Source organism: Fenollaria massiliensis, assembly GCF_000312505.2.
Taxonomy (GTDB): domain Bacteria; phylum Bacillota; class Clostridia; order Tissierellales; family Peptoniphilaceae; genus Fenollaria; species Fenollaria massiliensis.
Genome location: NZ_HG326225.1, coordinates 340,849 through 363,515 on the forward strand (window position 1 = coordinate 340,849; position 22,667 = coordinate 363,515).

A 22,667-nucleotide genomic window follows, 5' to 3' on the forward strand; every position below is an offset into this window, starting at 1 on the left:
CCCTATCTTTTTTAGTTTATGCGTAAAATTATATATAAAATCCCCCGTTCACACGAAGTACTTCGCCTGTAATGAATTTTGCGTCCTGTGATGCAAGAAAAACTGCTGCCTTTGCTGCATCTTCTGCGCTTCCTATCATCTCAAGCGGCGTTTCATCACGAAGCATATCAATTTCAGCCTCTGAATACACTTTCATCATGTCAGTTGCTATGCAGCCCAAACTTATTGCGTTCACTCTAACGCCCGATGGTGCTACCTCTTTTGCGACCGCCTTAGTAAAAGCGATGACAGCTCCCTTCGATGCGCTATAAACAGTCTCCATCGCGGCTCCAGTCTCGCCCCACATGCTAGTTACGTTAATTATGACCCCTGCGCTCTCATGTATCATCGGCTTAATAAAAGCCTTGGTCATGTTGAAGACGCCCTTCATATTCGTGTTAAATACATAATCATATTCATCTTCACTCGTTTCTTGCACAAGCTTAGTCAGAGCCACTCCCGCATTATTCACAAGCACATCAATCTTTTTATATCTTTTAAAAATTTCTTCCTTTAATTTAGAAACTTCTTCATATTTTGACACATCTGCCCCATAAACAAAGCCGTTCGAATATTTTTTAACTTCTTCTAAAATTTCCATCGCTTCATCGCCATGCTCATGGTAATTGATACAGACATCATAACCTTTTTTGGCAAACTCAATCGCTATGGCCCTACCAATGCCTCGAGATGCGCCACTTACAAGAGCTAACATAATTATACCTCCTCTTATATAAATATTATATCACAAACTTGCAATTTTAGCCATCATATGCTAAACTTATCTTGGTGATAAAATGAGAATGAGAAAAAAATGGTGGGCGCTACCTGAACTTAAAGAGAGCCCCATCTTTAGATATAGACCCATGGAGAACAAGGGCAAGTGGCATGAAGATTTTGGCAATGACAATCCAATTTATTTAGAGCTTGGCTCAGGCATGGGCAGCTTTATTAATTATTTAAAAAATACATTTAAAAATAAAAATTTCGTCGGCATCGATATGGAAGAGGGCTGCCTCGTTTATGCAAAGCGCATGCTTGAAGAAGAGGATGCATCAAACGTAAGACTAGTCCTTGCTGACATCAGAAACGTGGACGAGTACTTCCAAGAGAACGAGGTCGAGGAAATTTATATAAATTTTCCTAATCCTTGGCCAAAAAACAAACAGCACAAAAGAAGACTGACTTATCCAGATCAATTAAAAATGTATAAAAAAATTCTGAAGAGTGATGGAACGATTAGGCTCAAGACTGATGATCAAGGACTTTATGAGTCATCGCTAAAATATTTTGAAAGCGAAGGCTTCGAGATAATTTTCAAGACAGATGATTTGGCTGTAGATGAGTTCCAAGATGACTTCATCAGCGAGTACGAGACTAAGTGGCGTTCGCAAGATGTGAAGATCAAGGCAATACTTGTAAGGAATGTGAAATAAGATGAAAAAGAAAATTTTAATGAGCTTAGTTTTTATTATGGCATTGGCTGTGCTTATAGCGTGTAAATCAAAAACTAAAGAAAACTCAGTAAATAATTCAAAAATTTCTGATGAAACAAAAAGCATAGACGAGAAAAAACAAGCTGAAGAGAAAAAAGTGCCAGAAAAAACAAAAGAAGAAGAAATATTAGAAAATATGTCTCTTGATGAAAAGATTGGACAAATATTTATCGCGCGCTGCCCAGATAAAAATGCGGCTGCACTTGCAAAAAAATATAATTTAGGCGGATATATATTATTTGGAAGGGATTTTAAGGGCAAAACAAAAAATTCTGTAATAAAAAATATTCAAGAGTGCCAAAACGCTTCTAAGATTGCTATGTTCATTGCTGTGGACGAAGAAGGCGGCACAGTCAATCGTGTGAGCACTAATAAAAATTTCAGAAAGTATCCATTTGCCTCACCGCAGTATCTATATAAACATGGCGGCATGGAGAGAATTAAGAAAGATACAAAAGAAAAATCAAATTTATTAAAAAGCATAGGCATCAATCTAAATTTTGCGCCAATCGCAGACATTTCCACGAATAAAAATGACTTTATATACAAAAGAAGCTTTGCGAAGAGCCCAAAAGAAACTGCAGAATATGTAAAAAGCGTTGTAAACGTGATGAACGAAGCACACATGGGCAGCGTCCTAAAACATTTCCCAGGCTATGGCAATAACAAAGACACTCACACAAATCTTGTTCGCGACAAAAGACCGATGGCAAAATTTGAAAAAGAAGATTTTATTCCATTCAAGGCAGGTATTGAGGCAAAAGCGCCCGTGGTACTTGTCTCACACAACATAGTAGAGGCGATGGATAAAGATGCGCCGGCATCCATATCCCCAGCAGTTCATAAAATTTTGAGAGAAAAACTTGGTTTTGATGGCGTCATCATCACAGATGATTTGGCAATGCAAGGCGTGAAAAAATTTGTTGGCAAGAAGAATGCCGCAGTGCTTGCGATTAAATCAGGCGCCGACATGCTCTGCTCTACAGATTTTATTAATGACATCAAAGCCATAAAAACAGCTGTGGCAAATGGCGAGATAAATGAAAATGATTTGGACGAACACGTTTTGCGCGTATTAAGAGCAAAAATAAATTTAGAAATAATTAAATAAGCATATAAAAACGGACTGATTTTATCTCAGTCCGCTTTTATTTTTTTACGCTAAATATTTTTTCACATCAGGACCCACAGCCACGAAAGAGCCATCATCCTTGATAAGTATCGGTCTCTTCACAAGCATGCCATTAGTCGATAAAAGTTTGTATTTTTCATCGTCACTCATCTCGCCCAGTTTGTCCTTGAGATTCATATCCCTATAAACAAGACCAGAAGTGTTAAAGAAGCGCTTAATGTCAAGACCCGATGCCTTGTGCCATTTCTTTAGTTCCACTTTAGTCGGAACATCCTTGTCAATCTCCCTGTAAGTGTATTTTATGCCCTTTTCGTCAAGCATCTTTTCAATGCCCTTACATGTAGTGCATTTTTTGTATCCAATAAGAATCATATAATCAACTCCTTGATTGATATATACCCAAATATTTAATAAATCACTAGTCTCTACTTTAATATATAGTATTATCTCCTAAAAAATCCTAATTCGAAAACACTTTTTGCTCATCAATAAATTTTATTTTTTAAAAAATTTTTTATCGATAAATTTAATAAAATCAGCAAAGAAAAATAAACTTAATATTGCTAGAATTATTTCCCCCGCTAAAATAAATTCTTTATAATTTATAAATTTCTGTGTTCTTCCAACTAGAATTAAAATAAGGCCTAAAATAAAATAAATCCTCTTTTCCATTGTAGCAACTCCTTTTATTGTTTGAACTTGATTTAAGATCTAATCTAAGTACTTCTTGCCAATATCATAAGCCTTCGCAAGCTTTTCACCAATCAAATTATAAGTGTTCTCGCAAGCGTTGTAAAAAATGAGATTCATCTTAGCAGTGTCAATAGAGCCATCTTCACGAAGATATTTTTCATCAATAGATATATTTTTAATCTCGCCAATAAGATTCTCACTCACTTCATCGTATTCAATAAGCTCGCACTCAATAGTCATAGGTAAGTTAGTGATGATAGGCGCGTTAACAAACTCAGACTTAGCCGTTTCAAAAGAAGTCTTCGCAAGCTTGTTTTGAACCTTGTTTCCGCTAGTCATGCCAACATAGTCCGCATCGACCATGTGAGCCTCATCCGCAAAAGACACAGTAAAAGCCTTTTCACGCATAGCATTGATTATGGTCCTCTTGCCCTTGCCAATGTAAATGGAAACCTTAGTAAAATCACCCAAAGTACCATACGCCGCGTTCATAGCGTTCGCAGAGCCGTCCTCGTTGTAAGTCGCCACAAGCAAGACAGGAAGCGGCATGAAGTATGGTTTAACACCCAAGTTTTTCCTCATAATATCAACTCCTTAGTAGATATATACCCAAAATTTTTTAGAATACTTGTCTAATTATTAAAATACCCTCCTCACTGGTTTATCCAGTAAAGAGGGTGCATATCATATATCACAGTCTTTATTTTATAATTAATCTTCAATATCTTCATCGTTTACTATTTCAAACAATTCTGGCGGATATAAATAATCTTCCCCTTCTTCATCAATGATTCGATACCAGCCATTCTCAACGCTAAGTACTTCATATGTTTTGCCATTAATCATATAAACTGGATCGCTTACTCCTATATACTTTATTTTCATAAATAAATCACACACCTTTAGTCTTATTCTTCAATCCACGCGCCCATGAGGGGCGCGACGGGCATTATTTTAGAATCAGTCCTTGAAGGTATGGCAATTTCAATCCACGCGCCCATGAGGGGCGCGACATGGATAGTATTCAATCTTACGTTAGCATCTTCAGCAATTTCAATCCACGCGCCCATGAGGGGCGCGACATTAGTCTTTATCTTATTTTATAGGGCAAAGACAAAATTTCAATCCACGCGCCCATGAGGGGCGCGACCTATTTCAGGCTCTGGATTGACAAAGTAGCCCACTGATTTCAATCCACGCGCCCATGAGGGGCGCGACTGTAGCATTTGCACAAACGCCTATAGAAAAAAGAATTTCAATCCACGCGCCCATGAGGGGCGCGACACACCCCAACGCTTTAAAGATTTTAATTCACTTGATTTCAATCCACGCGCCCATGAGGGGCGCGACGTTTTAGTGCTTGATAAAGCTTGTTATTTTTAAGAGTATTTCAATCCACGCGCCCATGAGGGGCGCGACCTAGGCTGTCCTCTGCTAGTGTGTGTAGCAAGCAATTTCAATCCACGCGCCCATGAGGGGCGCGACAATTAAACAATCTAGCAAGCGAAGGTGCAAGCTTTATTTCAATCCACGCGCCCATGAGGGGCGCGACTCATTCCGCTTCTAAATACTTTTATTATCTCCGCTTTATTTCAATCCACGCGCCCATGAGGGGCGCGACTCATTCCGCTTCTAAATACTTTTATTATCTCCGCTTTATTTCAATCCACGCGCCCATGAGGGGCGCGACATTTAATGCTGCTAGTAGGCACGTTAGGGGGTGAAATTTCAATCCACGCGCCCATGAGGGGCGCGACTAAATCACTAATATCTTTAACTCTTTCTAGCATCTTAAATTTCAATCCACGCGCCCATGAGGGGCGCGACGGAGTAGGCTTTATTGTGGGAGAGGTTAGATTATCATTTCAATCCACGCGCCCATGAGGGGCGCGACTTGATGAAAGCCAAACTCCACAATTCTGCAGTCGTATTTCAATCCACGCGCCCATGAGGGGCGCGACATACTCCACCCGGTAAAATCATTGTATATAGCTTATTTCAATCCACGCGCCCATGAGGGGCGCGACATTTTGACAGTAAGAAGAGTGTTGTAGACATGCTTATTTCAATCCACGCGCCCATGAGGGGCGCGACATCTACTTTAAATGTGTGTTCTCCCTCACTTATAAGTATTTCAATCCACGCGCCCATGAGGGGCGCGACATGTGCGAAAAAGTTGCTCGTTTTCCGCCATTGAAAAATTTCAATCCACGCGCCCATGAGGGGCGCGACAAATCAATGTCAATCGCATTGTCGCCGATTGATGAATTTCAATCCACGCGCCCATGAGGGGCGCGACAATAACGTTCCTTTTCCATTACCACCATCACCTTTATTTCAATCCACGCGCCCATAAGGGGCGCGACAGCAATGGACTTACACTATATCACGTGCTGCAGTTGAATTTCAATCCACGCGCCCATGAGGGGCGCGACACAGAGATGGACGCTCTCGCATGCATAGGAAGCGATATTTCAATCCACGCGCCCATGAGGGGCGCGACAATGTCATAATTAAATTGATTTTCAAAACGTAAAGATTTCAATCCACGCGCCCATGAGGGGCGCGACTGAAAAATATGAGAATTTGAAAGGTAGGTGGCTAAATATTTCAATCCACGCGCCCATAAGGGGCGCGACACCTCTTTGAGAGACAGATAGAACTAATGCCTCAAGTATTTCAATCCACGCGCCCATAAGGGGCGCGACTGTAGTTCCAAGCGCCATCTTTGTTTTATCCATAACATTTCAATCCACGCGCCCATAAGGGGCGCGACTGCCATCCGTAAGTGCCTATCGGCGTGCTAGTTATTTCAATCCACGCGCCCATAAGGGGCGCGACCATTTTTTAATTCTCCTTTTCTGTTTTTTCTGCATTTCAATCCACGCGCCCATAAGGGGCGCGACAGAGCTAGTCAAGGCAGTATGCAAGGACGATAGAATTTCAATCCACGCGCCCATAAGGGGCGCGACTTGTGGTTCATATCCAATAGTTCGGCGCTTGCCTTATTTCAATCCACGCGCCCATAAGGGGCGCGACGCATAAAAAGGAAGAAGCTTGTTACTCCTAGCAAATTTCAATCCACGCGCCCATAAGGGGCGCGACGCAACGAATATAGATTGTTTCGCCACTTATCCTGTATTTCAATCCACGCGCCCATAAGGGGCGCGACAGCTAAATGTGCTAAATTTTTTTATCTTTGTCATACATTTAGTGTTTATATGTGCATAATTTTTATTTTATGCACTTTTTTTACTTATATTTAAGCATTTTTTTCTGCGAATCTTATTGAATTTTATGTTCATTTAAGGTTCGCACTAATTTATTATAAATGGAGGATAGGCCTCAAGGTCTCCTCTTATAGTTCTAGCTAAAAGCATAGCTTGTACATATGGTAACAATCCGACTTCTATTTTTTCTTCTAAGAATGGGTGTGTAATTGTATCTTGTAATCTTTTGTTCCATAAATCTAAATATTTCTTTTTGCCTTCTTCTGTAAATTCGTATGAAGCATTATCTTTCGCAATAAAATCTTTTTCTTCGATTTGAGATTTGTTTATTAAGCTTAATACAAATCTATCTGCCATATATGCTCTCATCTCTTCTGATAGGTCTAGAGCTAATGATTGTCTTCCGGGTCTATCTTTATGATAAAATCCGACGTATGGATCAAGACCTACTGTTTCAAGAGCGTTTTGTGCAAGCACTCTAAGCATTCCGTACGAAAATGAAAGCATTGCATTTACAGGATCTTTTGGTGGTCTTCTGTTTCTATCTGTAAACTTAAAGTAATCTTTATTGTTTAATATTAAGTAGTCAAAATTTTTAAAGTATTCTCTTGCCGCATCTCCTTCTATGCCCAAGAGTTCTGTATAGTCTTTTGCATTAAATGCTTTTATTTTGCTTTCTTTTAACTTGTTTATGGATTCCTCTACTTCTTTTTTATAGATTGTATCTTTATAATCTCTAAGGTATCTATCTAATACTTTTATTGAATTATACAGTTTTCCTATTACAAACGATTTTGCGTAAGAAAGTGCTCTATCTTGATTTTCAGATATTCTAAACTGTTCTTTTCTTAGTAATACGTTTCCATTGATTCTTCCCGATACTCTTGCGCAAAAATATCCTCCTGGTGTTAAAAAGCTTATACCGACGTTGTTTTTCATGCACATGTCTAATAGTTTTGGGCTTGCTCCAACATAATTAAAACAAACTATGTTTTCAAAGTTTTGTATTGGTGATTGAAAGACTTTACAATTATCCTCATCTTTAACTATTATATTGCTTCCATCTTTCGCTAAATAAATATTTTCATTTGTAATATATAGTGTGTTTAACAGCTTTCTCATTCTTCCATCACTATCCTATCAATATAATTTATAACACTCTTTTTCTTTTTCGTGAGTTTTGGCATGCAATAATCAAATAAGGAACAATTTTTGCAGTTAATGTTTTTACTTGCTCTAGGAATCTTGTTTTGAGTATATATCTCATACATTTGTGCCACTATATCTCTTACTTCTTGCCTTAACTCATCTGTAATGTCTATTTCCAACCTTTTATTTGGGCTTTTATAGTAAAGTGCTGACTTTTTTAGTTTAATATTGTGCATTTCTTCTAAACACATTATTTCTGCAACTAGCTGATAAATATCTGCATTTGTCTTTTTTGCTCTACCTTTTTTATATTCAACTACATAAGGTAGCCACAATCCATTGTAGTTTTCTATTTCTACTCCGTTCTCATTTTTCTCATATATAACCAGGTCACAGACACCAACTATCTTTAGTTCGTCTGACTTAACACGTAAGGATCTTTCATATATTCTGTCTTTTCTTTTTTCAAAAAAATATGGATCATCTACGTTTTCATGTATAAGTTTGCCAAGTGTTGTGTCTTTATTTTCAAGCCAAATTTGTTCTAGTTCTAGAAGGGCCCACTGCCTCTTGCAAAATACGAAGTGCTGTATTCTACTTAAGCTTAAATAGTCTTCTTCATCCATATATCTAATTTATATACCTGTTAAATATTCTACTTTTAGGCCTTTTCCTTCATATTCTTTTAATTTTTCTTTGTTTAATCTTATGTTATATGACTTATAATCTTGATTATCTAGCTCGGGTATGTCAAATTCTAGTAATTCTTTTATTTTACCGCTTGATACATTGCCTATTTCGCAATCATGAACAAACCAGTAAATATCTCTTACTATCATTGATCCATCTGGTCTAGCTGATGAAGAGTCATTTATAAATAGCTCTTGTAAACATTCTTTTAGGACGGCTAAATCATCATCGGTAAATTTATTTTTCTTTGCAAAATTTACATTTACTGCGCCGTTAACCACGTAGATAGCATGATTAACATAATGCTTTGATCCCATAGTATCTGAAGATTTTCCGCCACCTTCTTTTTCCATACTATTTACACTTTTAGTTATTTGCATTGTTGTAATATCAACTGGTTCAAGTGATTTTGCGATGGATATACTAACTGGTCCTCTTATGCCGACAGCTTTTTTATCATATGTGATAACTTGTCCAAAGCTTCTAACGTCTAACCATGTTTCGCAGCATAAATTATATGCTTCTTCATCTGTAGCCTTTTTATCTACAACGCTGCTGTATCTTTTTTCAAGTGACGTAAATCCGTCATCTGATTTTTCATTGCTCTTTACAAAAATGTTGTATCCTTTGTCTTGCATGCGATTTCTTATCTTTCTTTTTATACAAACGTCTGAAATTTCTCCATATCCAAAAGAGTCAGTTCTTGGCATATTGCCCGCAAGTGGGTCTCCATTTGGATTTGCATTATTTACTTCAATTGTCATTATGAAGTCAATCTTTTTTTCAATTACCTTACTCATTTTGCTTCCTCCTAATTATTATTTTCTTTATTTTTTAATCCATAACTTTTTTCTAAGTAGTAACCATATAAAAATTCGTGGCTTAATGTTTTGTTTTCATTTTTTGTGCTCATATGGTTATCTGCCAGTTTTATTATAATATCTGCTTTTTCTTTGTCAAGCAAAACCGCTAAGCCAGGTTTACTTGTCTTTAGCTTATCCATGTAAGTTTTAGTCTTATCATCTAATACTTTCATGATATGTGCTGGGTTATTTGTAAATGATGTCCAGTATCTATCTGAGTTTGTTATACGTATTGAGTCTTTATTTAGTGAAACTTCATCTTTACCGCTCTTGTCCGCATCAAAAGTTAATCTTTCAATCATTTCATAAACGGCAAGAAGTCTACCAAAAAGGTAGGACCTATCTAAGTTATCTCTATCTAACATATCTTCATTCTCCTCCTTTGATGAATCTCTTAAAACCGCAATGGCTATTGATTGTAAAATATTCCATGTGTTTTTATAATTTAATTTTTTTCTAATGTTCATATCGATTGCTTTCACTATATTTTTAGGCATCTCTTTGCCTTCGATAATTGAAATAATCATTTTTTGCAATTGATCTTTTTTAAAACTATCATTATCATTAACTAGTTTTTTATCTCTTTCTGTTCCATAAGCAGCATCTAGTATTGAAAATATACTAGGTGTCTTCTTAATTAAATTATCATTACTGTTAAGTGTATAATAATAGTATGTGTTTGACCACTTTTCAAGATTTTTATATAGCTGTGATGTTTGAAGCTCTTTAAAGTATCTAATTGATGATCTTCCATCATTTACTTTTTCTACTATCAAAGCACTATATATTGAATCTTTAGGTACTGTATTTACACCAGTTATAAAAGAATCTGCAACTTTTTTATTTTCGCTATATACTGCTCTATAAGTATCCTTTGTATCATTTTTTGTTTCAATCTTGTCAATATCAAACTCATCAGCCTCGTCTATACCCGCTAAATTTGGATTTGCAGATGTAATAAAAAGCTTCTTTTCATTCTTAACATCATCTGAAAACCAGTTAACTATATACTGCTGACCGCCAAGCCATTTGGATGAATTTTTATTATCCATTAAATATTTAAGCATTAAATGGGCTTTTTCTGATGTTTCATATCCTATACTAATTACATCACTGCCTTCTTTAAATCTTCCTATATAAGATTGTTTAACTGAAGAAATTAGTTTAGAGTTACCTAAAATACCACGGTGTTTATAAACAATATAATCTTCTTTTCCTGTTATATTACAAACTCCGTTTTTTGTTATAGATTTTCTGACGTTATTAATATGAACTTGATGTAGTTTTTTATATTTTGTTAACGAATAATCTTCATGATTTTTAAGGTTTACTATTTCAAATTCTAAGTATATCTTGTCTAATTCAAGTTTCTTTGTTATTTCCTTATTTTTATCATTAATAATTGTATATTCTAGTATAGAGGCCTTATCAGTTAATTTTAAAATGTCAATACCTAAAGCGTATCTTAGAGCTTCATTTATAACTTCTCCACTTTCAATATACTTATATATAATTGAAATAAAATCTTTTACCTCAACATCTTTTTCTTCATCTGCCCAAATCTTTAATGCATCCAGATAATCTTTATGTCTTTTTTCATTATAAGAAGCAATATACGAGCAGTTATCTACTAACATGTGTGGCATAGAGTTACTAGTTCTATTGACTGAGTCCAAGCTAACTGGAAAGATTATTTTATCATCTTTAGCTAGAAATGAGCTTTTAACAAAGTTAGAATCTTTATCTATGCTTATTTTTAATATATTATCTCCTGTAGATGTAACTGAGTTATGATATAAAGGAAGTATAACTGCATCACTGCCATTGTAGTCATCAACTAAACCCGCCTCTAGGGATTTATCGTATGTCTTTACAAGCGAATTAATCAGTGTCATTTAATCATCTCCCTTCTAATTTTGCATATTCTTCATCAACTGAAAGCTCTTGCTCTGGATATTTGAAATCATATGTTGAAAGTTCGTTTTTAACCTCACAATCTTCTTGTTCTTTAAACTTAATTACACCGTCTTTCATAATTACACTTCCAAAGTAAGAGTAAAGTTTATCTCCAGGCTTATTTGGATATTTAAAACTGTTAAACATTAGACCAAAGGATAGTGTTTGTCCTTCATAGTAACTTAGCTTTTTTTGTACTCTTCTTCTGCAATAGCGTTAACATATCCTTGGCACTCACTTGCTCCAATAAAGATTGATCTCCTTCCTCCTCTTTCGATGGAGCGCTGCATAATTGCCTCATGTTTTTTCATGTTTCTGTCTTTTTTCAAGTCGTCTCTAAATAAATTCCATTCAAAATGGTACTTAATTAAATACTCTGGGTTGACTAAGTATGTTATGTTGCTTCTGTCTTGTTTGTAATCATCTTTCGGTACTCTAACTCCCATAGTATGAGTCCTTATTGGATTAATTACTTTTACTTCGTCCACAACATTTTTAAGTACAGGTTTAAAGTAGCATGCATCAAGTATACCTAAGACAGCTTGCTTAGTTATAACTGGATATGTCGCTTTTTCTCCACCGCCCTTTGTTTCGGGTGATGTTATTAAACCATAATCTCCTGTCAATCTAATGTAAAAATATTTAGATTTTTCATTTGGACCATCCATAGTATTACCTCCTTCTTTTTATCTTCACTTATTATTATATTATCGTAGTGATAACTACGCGGATTGAAAAACTTACTATTACATTATAATAAAGGGCATTTGCTCTTTATTTTTTTCTTGATTTATGTTGAATCCATCATCACCATAGTATTCTTTCTTAAGCATAAGTATATCTCCATCCATGTAAAAATCAACAAAATCATTTAGCTTTTCGTTTTCATATACATTTATTGTGTAGCTTTGCATTTCTTTTAAAAGTTTTTTTATCTTTGATATATTGTAAACAATATTATCTTTATTATCTAAAAGTTCTTTTAATTCATCATACTTTGCTTCGTTTGATTTGCCTGTCTTAAGATTTTTATAGCATACTATCATAGTTTTTGTATCATTTTTAATTAAATTTATCTCATCAGCTGCTGTTTTAAAACTTTGTCTTAAAACAGGGAAAACTTCTGATTTACCACTGATATTATCAAGATTATCACTTAACAAATCAAAAGCACTTGGCATATCTTTTTCAAGAGGATATGTCATTAAGTTTTCGTACTTTGTGTAATAACGCGCAAAAAACTCATCATTTAGTTCATCTATATCAATTTCACCAGATTTATTATTGAGTATAATTTCAGTGATGTCTTTTTTATAGCCAATAGATTCCAAGTAATTAAGATTTTCTTCAAAACCCATGTTTACTAGCTTCACTATGCCTTCTTTTTGCAAGCCATATCTATTGCATCTCCCGATTGCTTGTATAAGGGAGTCAATGCCTGCATAGGACCTAATAAGTCTTTTAAAATCAACATTTACTCCCGCCTCTATAAGCTGTGTAGCCACTAGCTTCACAGCAGTTCCTTCTGAAAGCTTTATTTTTATTTCTTCGAGTATGTCTTTTCTATGCTCCGGACAAAAATCTGTATTTAATAAATATGTGTCTTTTGCATTTCCTATATCTTCAATTAGCATTTCGTATAAATTTCTTGCTGCTTTTTTCGTATTTAATATTGTAAGAAATGAATCGTTTTTATATGACAATATTTCTAATTTAATATCTTTTAAACTACTTTTTTTACCTTCATTAAAATTATATACCTTAGTTCTTTTAAAAGGTTTTATTTGATTCTGACTAAGTTTTACAAGATTGGCTTTATCTGCATAGTTAATTCTATATTTTATGTTATTTTCATCGTACTTAGGCTGAGTAGCTGTTGATAAAACTATATTAGCCTTCATTACTGAAGATATAAAGTTCATCGCAAGATTAAATAAATAAGTCATCTCTATAGGAAGAGACTGAACCTCATCAAGAATAATTACAGAATTAATTAACGAAGAGAATCTCCTGATATTTGCAGACTTGCCTTTAAATAAAGTGTTTATAAATTGAACTAAAGTTGTCAAAACTACAGGCGCATCAAAACTCTGTATTAAGTATTCTCTACACATCTTATCTTTACTCTCATCAGCGCTCTCATCATTAGCGTTGTTAAATGATGATTGATCAACAATATTTGAGTGGTATTCTAGTATACTTTTATCTTTTAGCACTTCCTTGACCTCATTTGCATTTTGTTCTAATACGGATAAAAATGCAGTTATGTAGAAAAATCTCTTCTTTGATTTAAACTTCATTTGATTTGTAGCATATAGCATACTTAATAAGGTTTTTCCAGCTCCTGTCGCAAGATCGAGTTTGTATATACCGCTTTCATCTTCGCGCCCCCTATCATCAATAATGTGCTTTAATTCGTTTTTTACTCTATCAAGTTCATTTTTTGGCTTAGGAAAACTATCATATTTTTCTTTTAAATTTGCGCTATATACTGTAGCTTTTTTCTGAGCGTCATAAGTAACGCTATCGTCTATGATTAAATCATATGCATTTATAGTGTCAACAATATCTGCATTTTTTAGTATTGATAAGAATAGTCTCATATATAAAGATAAATAATAATAATTAGCTTTATCATCAATATATTTTATTTTATCTTTAGAATTTTTATATTCAAAATATCCTTTCTTGAATATATCTAATAAATCTAAATTTAGTTTTTCTTCGAGCTCTTCAATGTAAGGAACTACTTCTCTTTTAAAACACTCCATTTCGTTTTTATCAAATCTAATTCTATCTTTCAATCTGTTTGACAAATTATTATCGATATTATCATAATAAGGAATATCATATAAACCATGGTGAGCACTTATAACATAAACCATGATATAAAAGTACTCTTGTAATATATCTGTATCGAATAGGCTTTGCTTAGCGCATTTATTATATAAAGATAATAAATACAATGCTCCTGCTGATGAGTGATTTACTCTCTCATCTGTGTTATTTATTATTTTATGCTGAAACGCTTCGCTAGCTTTGCCAGCATCATGAAGTATACCTACAAGATACATAATATTGCCTAATCCTATTTCACTAGCTAATGATTTAGCTTTATCTGCAGTATTGCTTAAGTGATCTATAAGCTCTTGCATTTTAATTTGATCAGCACTATGGTCAATATGTGCGTATTTCATTTCTTCCTCCTAAAATATAAACGTATCCTCTTCTGGATTGAAGCTTGTTTTCTTGCCCATCATTTCTACTTTTGCTTTCCAATTGCTTCCAAGATGATAAAATCTTATGCTATCATTTTCTTCATCTATCTCTTTCTTTAATTTATGCTTAAGTTCTTCGAACTCGGCAGGTGTCACAATACATTCGAAAACTGAATTTTGAACTCTTTGTCCATAGTCTTTACATACATTAGCTACCCTTCTTAATCTAGTTCTTCCTTCACTATCCATAGTTTCAACATCATAAGTGGCTAGTATTAACATAAAATCACCTCTATATATTAAAATTAAATCCTTAATAATATTATACCACATTAAAAGAGTGATTGTTCATTGAAACTATGTATACAAATATTTTTATAATAAATTAAATAGTAGTATAAAGAAAAAAAGAAGTAGAGTCTCTCCTACTTCTTTCTATAATTTAATTTTTACTTCCAAGTCATTTTTAAGCTTTTATTATTTGCGACACAATCTTCAAGATATAAATTGATTAAAGTTTGATATGGTATACCTGTGCTTTTAGCTTGGCCTTTAAAATAACATATAACTGTTTCATTAAGATTGATTGTTATTTGCTTTTTTGCAATTTGCTCAGCATAAATGTTTTCTCTTGGATTTAAATTCTTTATATCGTATTCTTCTCTCATTTTATACCTCCTAAATACCATTGATATATAACATTCGTTCATTCTTTGTAGCTTTTCTTGCGGATATAATTATATTATAATTGTTTTATATTTATTTATCAAGCCCATCCATTCGCCTAAATTATTTCGTTTATCACTCTTGGTCTCTTAAAATATTAAAAATTAACAAATTGTAATACTTTCTTTACTCTATATTAACAATTCTATGATATAATAAATCAATATGAGTGATGCTATATGAATAAAAATTCAAAGTACAAAATTTTACTAATTCTAGTCTTAATTGTTTTAGTTTTGCTAGCATATTACTTAATGAATTCTAAACATGAAGAACTTATTACACTTACAATCAAAAATGAAAGTACAGAAAAGCTAAATGATTTAAATTTATATTTATCAAATGAAGAGTCATTTTATAAAGTTAGTTTAGAAGCTAATGAAAAGAAAACTATAAAGATAAGTTATAATGATACATTTCATGAGGGAAGTTTAATGATGAAATACACTGACTTTGATGGCAACGAACATAAGGAAACAATTATTGGATATGTAGAAAAGGGTCAAAGTATTAAGACCAAAGTAATTATTAAAGCCGTTGATGCTCAAGGCGTCATTGAATTTGAAGTAAAGTAAATAAAGCAATAAAAAAGTTTTAGCCTAGGGTCAATTGATCCACAGCTAAAACTTTTTCTTTTATGCAAATGGGCTCTGCATTGCGCAAAGCCCACAATCATTTTTCTATTCTATTATTTAAATTTATCTAATCTCTTGAATATTTTTTCCTTACCTAATAAGTAAAGTATTCTATCCATTTCTGGTCCGTGTACTGAGAAGGAAATCATCGCTCTAACTGGCATATAAAGGTTTTTGCCTTTGATGCCTGTCTTCTTTTGTATGCTCTTCATGAATGTTTTGGCATAATCAAGTGTGATTTCGTCTACTGATGAAAGCTCTTCTTCGATTGCGTTAGCAAGTACTTTTGCGTTCTCTGCGTTTTCGCCTTCTAAGAACTCTTTTGTTTCATCTGCAAGTGGAAGCTCTTCAAATATGAATTTTGCCTTTTCTGGCAATTCTGTCATTAGTGAGATGGAGTCTTTAAGTGTATCGATTAAAACTTCCATATACTCTTTATTATTTTTTGCAAAATCTTCTGTAATTAATCCTGCCTTGATTAGTTCTTCGCTCGCTTCTTCTCTTAATACATTTATATCTTGATTTCTTAAGAATTGTGCGTTTACCCAATCAAGTTTGTCCTTATCAAAAATACCGCCTGTTTTAGAAACTCTTTCGAAAGAGAATTCTTTGATTAGCTCATCCATGGTAAATATTTCTTTATTATCTTCTGGTGACCAGCCAACTAGTGCTAAGTAGTTATTTAATGCTTCTGGCAAATAGCCTTTGTCTTTGAAGTCTTCTACTGATACGTCACCTTGTCTCTTTGATAATTTCTTTCTGTCTTTGTTAAGTACTGTTGGTAAGTGAACGTACTCTGGTTTTTCCCAGCCAAGTGCCTCGTATAAAAATACGTGCTTTGGTGTAGATGGTAGCCACTCTTCACCTCTAACAATGTGTGTTATGCCCATTAGGTGGTCGTCGACTACGACTGCCATGTGATATGTTGGGAAGCCGTCTGATTTTAATAGTACTTGATCATCTATATCTTCTGTGTTAATGGTGATGTCGCCTCTAACTACGTCGTGGAATGTTATGTCTGTATCTTTTGGTAATTTTAGTCTAACTACATATGGCTCGCCATTTGCCACTCTTTTCTTTGCTTCATCAAGAGGAATATTTCTACAGAAGCCATCATACTTTGGTATTAAGCCCTTTATTTGTCTTTCTTCTCTGATTCTGTCAAGTCTTTCCTTATCGCAGAAGCAGTAGTATGCCTTGCCTTCTTCGATTAGCTGATCAACATATTTTCTATATATATCAAGTCTTTCTGATTGTATATATGGACCGTAGTCACCTTTTTGAACTACCTTGCCATCTTCAATAAAAACGCCTTCGCTGTAGTGTATGCCTGCCCAGTGAAGTGAGTTTATCAAGTTTTCTATAGCGCCTTCGACATAACGTGTTCTGTCTGTGTCTTCAATTCTTAAGATGAAGTCGCCACCCATCTTTTCAGCGAATAAGTAGTTATATAGCGCTGTTCTTAATGAGCCTATGTGCACAAAACCTGTTGGCGACGGTGCAAATCTTACTCTAACTTTTTTATCCACGATTATTCTTCCTTTCCTTTATATATGCAATGATCTTGTTAATAGCTTCGCTAGCATCTATCTCTTCATTTTCCATCTCACGACGAGTTGAATACTCAACCTTGCCTTCGCTAGCAAGCTTACCTACTGTAATTCTAAGAGGTATACCGATTAGGTCTCTGTCGTTAAACTTAACGCCGGCTCTTTCTGCTCTATCATCAAGAAGCACTTCGACCTTCTCCGCCAATAGTTTTTGATAAATTTCTTCAGCAAGTTTATTTTGCTCTTCGTCTTTTACATTGACTATTGTTACGATGGCTTCGTATGGACATGATGATATCGGCCAGATGATGCCCTTTTCGTCATTGTTTTGCTCAACTATGGCAGATACTGTTCTTGAAATACCAACGCCGTAGCAGCCCATCCAGAAGTATTCGTCCTTGCCATTCTCGTCTAAGAATGTTGCCTTCATCGATTTTGAATATTTTTGACCAAGTTGGAAGATGTTTCCGACTTCTATGCCTCTCTTGAACTCAAGTTTGCCGCTGCACTTAGGACATAGGTCTCCCTCAGCTATCATTAGTAAATCATCGACGAATTCAAATTTTTCATTATCACTAATATTATAGTTCATATAGTGATAATTTTCTTCGTTAGCGCCTATAATAGCATTTTTAATATTTTTAATTCTTTCATCGGCTATAAGTCTATCTGCTTTTAGACCGATAGGACCAGTATAGCCTGGGAAGGAGCCCATGGACTTGATGTCTTCATCGCCCATCATCTCAATCTCATGCTCTGCGCAGCCAAGGTGCTTTATTAATTTTGTTAGGTTTAGCTCTCTTGATCCTGGTATGAATACAACGATTCTTTCTCCCTTAACCATTAGGTCAACTGCCTTAAGGCATCTATCTTTATCAACTTTTAGTAGTTTTGCTAAATCGTCAATAGTTTTACAGCCCTTTGTCTCAACTTTTTCAAGCTCTTTTATATCTTCACTGCTATTGTCATATTTATAAGCTACTTCAGCTTTTTCATCAGTCGCTGAAAAATCGCAGCTATCGCAATATGTGATCACGCCTTCACCAACATCTGATAAAGCAGTGAACTCGTGTGACTCATTACCACCGATGGCGCCTGAGTCGCCTCTAACTATCCTGTAATCAAGTTCAAGTCTGTCGTAGATATTTTCGTACGCTTCCCACATGTTCTTGTAGCTGGCTACCATGTCCTCTTGAGTCTTGTCAAAGGAGTAAGCGTCTTTCATAAGGAACTCTCTCGCTCTATTGATACCAAATCTCGGTCTCTTCTCGTCTCTGTACTTAGTTTTGATTTGGTAGATATTTATTGGCAGCTTTTTATATGAGTTCACATCGCTTCTTATAAGGTCTGTGAAAAACTCTTCTGCTGTTGGCGCAAGGCAAAATTCTCTGTCGTTTCTGTCCTTTAGCTTGAACATCTCTGGTCCGAAGGTATCCCATCTACCTGACTCTTCCCAAAGCTCTCTTGGCTGAACAGCACTCATGTTGATCTCTTGAGCGTCGTGTGAGTCCATCTCTTCTCTAACTATCTGTTCGATCTTTCTAATTACTCTGTAGCCAAGGTTCATGTATGAATAAATTCCTGAGGCGCTCTTCTTGATAAAGCCGCCTCTTAATAGTAACTTGTGTGATGCAATCTCTGCTTCGCTAGGATCCTCTCTCAATGTTTTAAAAAACATTTTACTCATTCTCATAGCTTTTTTCCTCCTCTTGGTACTCGTAGTTTTCTTTTTGTGCGTTGAACATCTTATAGTAAAGGCTGTCTGTCTTTTGCATTAGATTGTGATGCGTGTCAAAATCTTCTACAGTACCGTTATTTATTAACAAAATTCTATCGCAGAATATCGACGAACTCATTCTGTGTGAGATGTATATCGATGTCTTCTCTTTAACAAGGTAGTTGAAGTTCTCGTAAATCTCCGCTTCGCTCTTCGGATCAAGTGCCGATGTTGGCTCGTCAAGTATAACTAGCTCGCTGTCCTTGTACAAGCTTCTTGCAATTGCTAGCTTTTGGAACTGTCCTTGCGATAGTTTTTCTCCCGTTTCAGAGTAGCCCATGGAGACCTTAGTGTCCATACCGCTACTTAACGAATTTATTTTATCATATATGTCAATATCTTTCAATACTTTAGTAACTTTTTCTCTGTCGTAGTCAGTCGTTGATGCAACAGTCTCTGCCACAGGGAAATTGTATATGTTATAGTCTTGAAATACGACTGAGATAAGTTTTTGGTACTCATCCATCTTTATCTTATTTATCTCAAGGCCATTAAGCAGTATCTCGCCCTTTGTTGGCTCATATAGCCTAGTCATTAACTTGATGATGGTAGTCTTACCAGCACCATTAAGACCTACTATAGAAATCTTTTCGCCCTTATTAATATTAAAGGATAAATTCTTTAGTACGTAGTCTTCAGAGCTTGGGTACTTGAACCACACATCTTTAAACTCAATCGTATCAATGGACTTAGGCATTTCATATTCATATTCTTTCGCCTTTTCTTCAGGTAGCATCATAAATCTATAGTACGGCTCTGTCATGTTTCTCATCATAATCATGTTGACATAGTTTTGCGAGATGATTCTAACTCTTTGGTTAAAATTAACAAAGGCCGATGTGTATAGAGCGAAGGAACCGATTGAGATTTGTGGGCCGAAAACATTAGATACGGCTCTTACTGATATATAGATGTAGCTTAAAGCTCTCGATACGCCGTCTAAGATACCGCTAAAGAAGAATGAAAGTGAGTTTATGGTATACATATTCGCTATACCTGCGCTTATGTCCTTCATTAATTTATATATAGATCCATTGACCAAGTTATGCATGGAGAATAGCTTTACATCCATCATCTTACTATTGTCATAAATAATATTCATGTAAGCAGAAAATTTTCTGTTTATATCTTCAAGTGAAGCTAGGAAGTCACCCATCTTCTTGTTAGCCCAAGCGCCTATGACAAAGTTTAGGCAAGCTACTAGAAGAAGTATTAGACCTAAAACCCAGGAGAAGCTAAAAGCAATGACTGCTAAGAAGATTACAACAACGAATGAAACAAAGACTTCCGCCGCTACTTGAGTGAAGTTTGCTAGAGGTGATTGAGTGCTCATGATGAAGTCCGCTTGGTCCTTAAGATTCATATAGTCTTTGTTCTCAAGCATTGAATAATCAAGCTTCATAGTCTTTTCGCATATATTGTAACGAATTCTTTGTTGCACGCCAGGAAGGTCTACGTTGTTGATGTAGTTGTTGACATAGCCAGGAATTTTCGCTAAGACAACGTTTGCAAGCACCATAAGTACTACATAAGTCACTATCTCGAAACCTCCGCCATTCATTATTGAGTCAATAACTAGTTTTGGCAAGAATACATTTATTAGTAAAAGTCCTGCTGATGACAGTGAGGCTAGTAAGATTAAAAATACTGTTTTCTTGGAGTATTCCCAAATTGATTTAATCATGAAGCCGTATATCTTCATGTGTTCTTTAAAGTTCTTCATATTTAGGCCTCCTTAGTATAGTATTTACCTTGTATAGTGAACATTTCGTAATATTCACCCTTCTTCTTCATAAGATCATCGTGAGTACCCTCTTCGAAGATCTTTCCTCCCTTTAATAAGATGATTCTATCGCAAAACTTTGTCGATGAAAGTCTGTGTGAGATGTATATCGAGGTTCTGTCCTCTCTTAAGTCATTTAGCTTGGAATAAATTTCGTGCTCGGCAAGCGCATCGAGGTTTGCTGTTGGCTCATCTAGTATAAGTATAGGTGAGTCCTTGTACACAGCTCTCGAGATGGCAAGTTTTTGCTCTTGTCCGCCCGATAGCTCAAGAGCGTCCTTAGTAACTTCATGAGACATGTTTCTTTCGTAAGCGTTTTTCTCTTCTTCGATACGCTCCTTAAGACCAACGTCCTCAATTGCTCTCTTGGCTCTTTCTAAATCATAAGTTTCATGCATCGATATATTATTACCAAGTGTATATGGATAGATATTTACTTGTTGGAATATGCAGGCAAACATCTTATATAGCTCTTCTTCCTTGAATTCATTGATGTTTACGCCATTAAGAAGTATCTCGCCTTCGTCCGGTCTATATAATCTTACTAATAAATTTATTATAGTTGACTTACCCTCGCCATTGTTACCAACTAGGGCGATGGTTTCATTCTTAGCTATCTTAAAGCTTAGATTATCAAGCACTTTCTTGTCTGTATTTGGATAAGCAAAGCTAACATTTCTAAACTCAATATCAACAGCACCACTAAGTCTATCTCTAGTGCCATGGTCTGAATTTAACTTATCTGTTTCAAGTAAGTCATATAGATTTTCTACGTAAATAGTTTGATTAACAACAAAAAACTCGTAGTCTTCTATGGCTCTGTCGGCCAATAATACAAATTGTAGCATAAGTGTTAGATACATTAAAAAGCTACCAGTATCAACTGAGCCATTTTTAAAGCTAAGTATAAGTGTGTAAGCAAAAATGCCCTGTGCAAGAATTAAGATTAAAACTGATAAAAGGCTCTTTCTAAATGTTTTACGCACGCCACTTAGGCTAAAACTCTTTCTCTTATTGATAACGTTTTTGTAAGCATTAAGTATCATGTCTTTTAAGTTAAAAAGCCTAATCTCTTTACCAGCTTTGAAATCGCCAGCAGTTTTATTGTAATATCTGATCTCATCAGTTATTTTATTTATCTCGGCATCGTTGTCTGTCACTTCTTTATTTGCTTGCCTTTGTGCATAGGCATAAGTAATTGCATATAAAAGTAATAGAGCTCCTGTTAATGGTGATAGTGCTGTGATGACTCCACCAATAATTATTAGTGATAAAATTATTGGTGCGGTGCTGGCAAACGCTCTGAGCATACCAGTAACACCTCCCCAGTCGCCGCTTGTTGCTTCAAATGCCATACCATACATCTTAAAGATGGATCTATCACTTATGTATTTAAAGTCGGCAGCCGCCATCTTTTTATTTTGCTCGTGCATTAACTCAAACCTAGTTTTATTGGCAACTGTTAGTACTTGATTTGAGCAGTAAAGGCTCACGCCCTCAACTAAGAACTCCAAGACAAAAAAGCCAAGTGAGATTAGTAAAATCCTTCTAATCGCGTCTGTACCGGGATTTTCTACTACTCCAACTATTAGCTTAGGCATTAGTGATAATACTAGTGGAGCAAAGGCCCCTAAGATGCAGGCGAATAAGATGTAAAGAATCATCTTCCTGTCTGTTCTGATCGCGTCCCCAAGCAGGCGCTTCAGTGTTTTTGTGTACTTCATTTCTCT

21 protein-coding genes and 1 CRISPR repeat array are annotated in these 22,667 nt (G+C 35.3%); of the genes, 3 read left to right on the plus strand and 18 right to left on the minus strand.

Going from position 1 to position 22,667, the window contains the following annotated elements:
* Positions 1–28 precede the first annotated feature (28 nt).
* Positions 29–754 carry an elongation factor P 5-aminopentanone reductase gene (ymfI, locus tag BN30_RS03445; protein ID WP_019214117.1) on the minus strand — a complete coding sequence of 242 codons (726 nt, stop codon included), beginning with the start codon at positions 752–754 and terminating at the stop codon, positions 29–31.
* Positions 755–836: 82 nt separating this feature from the next.
* On the opposite strand from ymfI, the gene trmB reads away from it, so the two are divergent.
* Positions 837–1,475: a tRNA (guanosine(46)-N7)-methyltransferase TrmB gene (gene trmB, locus BN30_RS03450; RefSeq protein WP_019214118.1), complete on the plus strand. Its 639-nt coding sequence runs from the start codon at positions 837–839 to the stop codon at positions 1,473–1,475.
* Position 1,476: 1 nt separating this feature from the next.
* Positions 1,477–2,646, plus strand: coding sequence for a glycoside hydrolase family 3 N-terminal domain-containing protein (locus BN30_RS03455; protein WP_019214119.1), 1,170 nt, complete (start codon positions 1,477–1,479; stop codon positions 2,644–2,646).
* Between the two features lie 45 nt (positions 2,647–2,691).
* On the opposite strand, the gene BN30_RS03460 is transcribed toward BN30_RS03455, so the two are convergent.
* The 13 genes from BN30_RS03460 to BN30_RS03515 all read right to left on the minus strand — a co-directional run bounded on the left by BN30_RS03460 (position 2,692) and on the right by BN30_RS03515 (position 15,134).
* A complete protein-coding gene (locus tag BN30_RS03460; protein ID WP_019214120.1) occupies positions 2,692–3,039 on the minus strand; it encodes a Spx/MgsR family RNA polymerase-binding regulatory protein in 348 nt (115 codons plus the stop codon).
* Positions 3,040–3,162: 123 nt separating this feature from the next.
* Positions 3,163–3,339, minus strand: a complete 177-nt coding sequence (locus BN30_RS10005; protein WP_019214121.1) for a hypothetical protein — start codon at positions 3,337–3,339, stop codon at positions 3,163–3,165.
* A 39-nt stretch (positions 3,340–3,378) separates the two neighbouring features.
* A complete protein-coding gene (locus BN30_RS03470; RefSeq protein ID WP_019214122.1) occupies positions 3,379–3,942 on the minus strand; it encodes a flavin reductase family protein in 564 nt (187 codons plus the stop codon).
* Positions 3,943–4,071: 129 nt separating this feature from the next.
* Positions 4,072–4,245 carry a hypothetical protein gene (locus BN30_RS10155; RefSeq protein ID WP_195890967.1) on the minus strand — a complete coding sequence of 58 codons (174 nt, stop codon included), beginning with the start codon at positions 4,243–4,245 and terminating at the stop codon, positions 4,072–4,074.
* Positions 4,246–4,272: 27 nt separating this feature from the next.
* A CRISPR array of direct repeats spans positions 4,273–6,532; the repeat unit is 32 nt; unit sequence ATTTCAATCCACGCGCCCATGAGGGGCGCGAC.
* Between the two features lie 145 nt (positions 6,533–6,677).
* A complete protein-coding gene (gene cas1c / locus BN30_RS03480; protein ID WP_019214123.1) occupies positions 6,678–7,712 on the minus strand; it encodes a type I-C CRISPR-associated endonuclease Cas1c in 1,035 nt (344 codons plus the stop codon).
* On the minus strand, positions 7,709–8,365 hold the full coding sequence (gene cas4, locus BN30_RS03485; protein ID WP_019214124.1) for a CRISPR-associated protein Cas4: 657 nt from the start codon (positions 8,363–8,365) through the stop codon (positions 7,709–7,711). The genes cas1c and cas4 overlap by 4 nt, the downstream gene beginning before the upstream one ends.
* A gap of 9 nt (positions 8,366–8,374) precedes the next feature.
* Complete coding sequence (cas7c, locus tag BN30_RS03490; protein WP_019214125.1) at positions 8,375–9,229, minus strand: type I-C CRISPR-associated protein Cas7/Csd2; 855 nt, start codon at positions 9,227–9,229, stop codon at positions 8,375–8,377.
* An 11-nt stretch (positions 9,230–9,240) separates the two neighbouring features.
* Positions 9,241–11,187 (minus strand): type I-C CRISPR-associated protein Cas8c/Csd1, encoded by a 1,947-nt coding sequence (gene cas8c / locus BN30_RS03495; RefSeq protein WP_019214126.1) that lies wholly within the window; start codon positions 11,185–11,187, stop codon positions 9,241–9,243.
* 4 nt (positions 11,188–11,191) lie between these two features.
* On the minus strand, positions 11,192–11,326 hold the full coding sequence (locus BN30_RS10390; protein ID WP_278244158.1) for a hypothetical protein: 135 nt from the start codon (positions 11,324–11,326) through the stop codon (positions 11,192–11,194).
* Positions 11,327–11,430: 104 nt separating this feature from the next.
* A complete protein-coding gene (gene cas5c, locus BN30_RS08895) occupies positions 11,431–11,916 on the minus strand; it encodes a type I-C CRISPR-associated protein Cas5c (RefSeq protein ID WP_207636135.1) in 486 nt (161 codons plus the stop codon).
* 78 nt (positions 11,917–11,994) lie between these two features.
* Positions 11,995–14,445 carry a CRISPR-associated helicase/endonuclease Cas3 gene (locus BN30_RS08900; RefSeq protein WP_019214127.1) on the minus strand — a complete coding sequence of 817 codons (2,451 nt, stop codon included), beginning with the start codon at positions 14,443–14,445 and terminating at the stop codon, positions 11,995–11,997.
* A gap of 9 nt (positions 14,446–14,454) precedes the next feature.
* Positions 14,455–14,748 (minus strand): CRISPR-associated endonuclease Cas2, encoded by a 294-nt coding sequence (gene cas2 / locus BN30_RS03510; RefSeq protein ID WP_019214128.1) that lies wholly within the window; start codon positions 14,746–14,748, stop codon positions 14,455–14,457.
* Between the two features lie 167 nt (positions 14,749–14,915).
* The gene (locus BN30_RS03515) at positions 14,916–15,134 is read right to left on the minus strand and encodes a hypothetical protein (RefSeq protein ID WP_019214129.1); all 219 of its coding nucleotides are present in this window, start codon (positions 15,132–15,134) and stop codon (positions 14,916–14,918) included.
* A gap of 237 nt (positions 15,135–15,371) precedes the next feature.
* Between BN30_RS03515 and BN30_RS03520 the strand changes: the two genes are divergently transcribed.
* Complete coding sequence (locus tag BN30_RS03520; protein ID WP_019214130.1) at positions 15,372–15,767, plus strand: hypothetical protein; 396 nt, start codon at positions 15,372–15,374, stop codon at positions 15,765–15,767.
* 113 nt (positions 15,768–15,880) lie between these two features.
* Here BN30_RS03520 and gltX read toward each other — a convergent pair whose 3' ends face one another.
* From gltX to BN30_RS03540, 4 genes are read right to left on the minus strand one after another with little or no spacing between them, the layout of a single operon-like run.
* Positions 15,881–17,356 carry a glutamate--tRNA ligase gene (gltX, locus tag BN30_RS03525; RefSeq protein WP_019214131.1) on the minus strand — a complete coding sequence of 492 codons (1,476 nt, stop codon included), beginning with the start codon at positions 17,354–17,356 and terminating at the stop codon, positions 15,881–15,883.
* Entirely contained in the window at positions 17,349–19,070 is a 1,722-nt protein-coding gene (locus BN30_RS03530; RefSeq protein ID WP_019214132.1) for a proline--tRNA ligase, read from the minus strand. The genes gltX and BN30_RS03530 overlap by 8 nt, the downstream gene beginning before the upstream one ends.
* The gene (locus BN30_RS03535; protein ID WP_019214133.1) at positions 19,057–20,877 is read right to left on the minus strand and encodes an ABC transporter ATP-binding protein; all 1,821 of its coding nucleotides are present in this window, start codon (positions 20,875–20,877) and stop codon (positions 19,057–19,059) included. Before BN30_RS03535 ends, BN30_RS03530 begins: the two co-directional genes overlap by 14 nt.
* Before the next feature lie 2 nt (positions 20,878–20,879).
* On the minus strand, positions 20,880–22,661 hold the full coding sequence (locus tag BN30_RS03540; RefSeq protein WP_019214134.1) for an ABC transporter ATP-binding protein: 1,782 nt from the start codon (positions 22,659–22,661) through the stop codon (positions 20,880–20,882).
* Positions 22,662–22,667 lie beyond the last annotated feature (6 nt).

Bases quoted from the DNA above. Each gene is read 5' to 3' on its own strand.
- ymfI (WP_019214117.1), bottom strand. From the start codon at position 754: ATGTTAGCTCTTGTAAGTGGCGCATCTCGAGGCATTGGTAGGGCCATA.
- trmB (WP_019214118.1), top strand. From the start codon at position 837: ATGAGAATGAGAAAAAAATGGTGGGCGCTACCTGAACTTAAAGAGAGC.
- BN30_RS03455 (WP_019214119.1), top strand. From the start codon at position 1,477: ATGAAAAAGAAAATTTTAATGAGCTTAGTTTTTATTATGGCATTGGCT.
- BN30_RS03460 (WP_019214120.1), bottom strand. From the start codon at position 3,039: ATGATTCTTATTGGATACAAAAAATGCACTACATGTAAGGGCATTGAA.
- BN30_RS10005 (WP_019214121.1), bottom strand. From the start codon at position 3,339: ATGGAAAAGAGGATTTATTTTATTTTAGGCCTTATTTTAATTCTAGTT.
- BN30_RS03470 (WP_019214122.1), bottom strand. From the start codon at position 3,942: ATGAGGAAAAACTTGGGTGTTAAACCATACTTCATGCCGCTTCCTGTC.
- BN30_RS10155 (WP_195890967.1), bottom strand. From the start codon at position 4,245: ATGAAAATAAAGTATATAGGAGTAAGCGATCCAGTTTATATGATTAAT.
- cas1c (WP_019214123.1), bottom strand. From the start codon at position 7,712: ATGAGAAAGCTGTTAAACACACTATATATTACAAATGAAAATATTTAT.
- cas4 (WP_019214124.1), bottom strand. From the start codon at position 8,365: ATGGATGAAGAAGACTATTTAAGCTTAAGTAGAATACAGCACTTCGTA.
- cas7c (WP_019214125.1), bottom strand. From the start codon at position 9,229: ATGAGTAAGGTAATTGAAAAAAAGATTGACTTCATAATGACAATTGAA.
- cas8c (WP_019214126.1), bottom strand. From the start codon at position 11,187: ATGACACTGATTAATTCGCTTGTAAAGACATACGATAAATCCCTAGAG.
- BN30_RS10390 (WP_278244158.1), bottom strand. From the start codon at position 11,326: ATGAAAGACGGTGTAATTAAGTTTAAAGAACAAGAAGATTGTGAGGTT.
- cas5c (WP_207636135.1), bottom strand. From the start codon at position 11,916: ATGGATGGTCCAAATGAAAAATCTAAATATTTTTACATTAGATTGACA.
- BN30_RS08900 (WP_019214127.1), bottom strand. From the start codon at position 14,445: ATGAAATACGCACATATTGACCATAGTGCTGATCAAATTAAAATGCAA.
- cas2 (WP_019214128.1), bottom strand. From the start codon at position 14,748: ATGTTAATACTAGCCACTTATGATGTTGAAACTATGGATAGTGAAGGA.
- BN30_RS03515 (WP_019214129.1), bottom strand. From the start codon at position 15,134: ATGAGAGAAGAATACGATATAAAGAATTTAAATCCAAGAGAAAACATT.
- BN30_RS03520 (WP_019214130.1), top strand. From the start codon at position 15,372: ATGAATAAAAATTCAAAGTACAAAATTTTACTAATTCTAGTCTTAATT.
- BN30_RS03530 (WP_019214132.1), bottom strand. From the start codon at position 19,070: ATGAGAATGAGTAAAATGTTTTTTAAAACATTGAGAGAGGATCCTAGC.
- BN30_RS03535 (WP_019214133.1), bottom strand. From the start codon at position 20,877: ATGAAGAACTTTAAAGAACACATGAAGATATACGGCTTCATGATTAAA.
- BN30_RS03540 (WP_019214134.1), bottom strand. From the start codon at position 22,661: ATGAAGTACACAAAAACACTGAAGCGCCTGCTTGGGGACGCGATCAGA.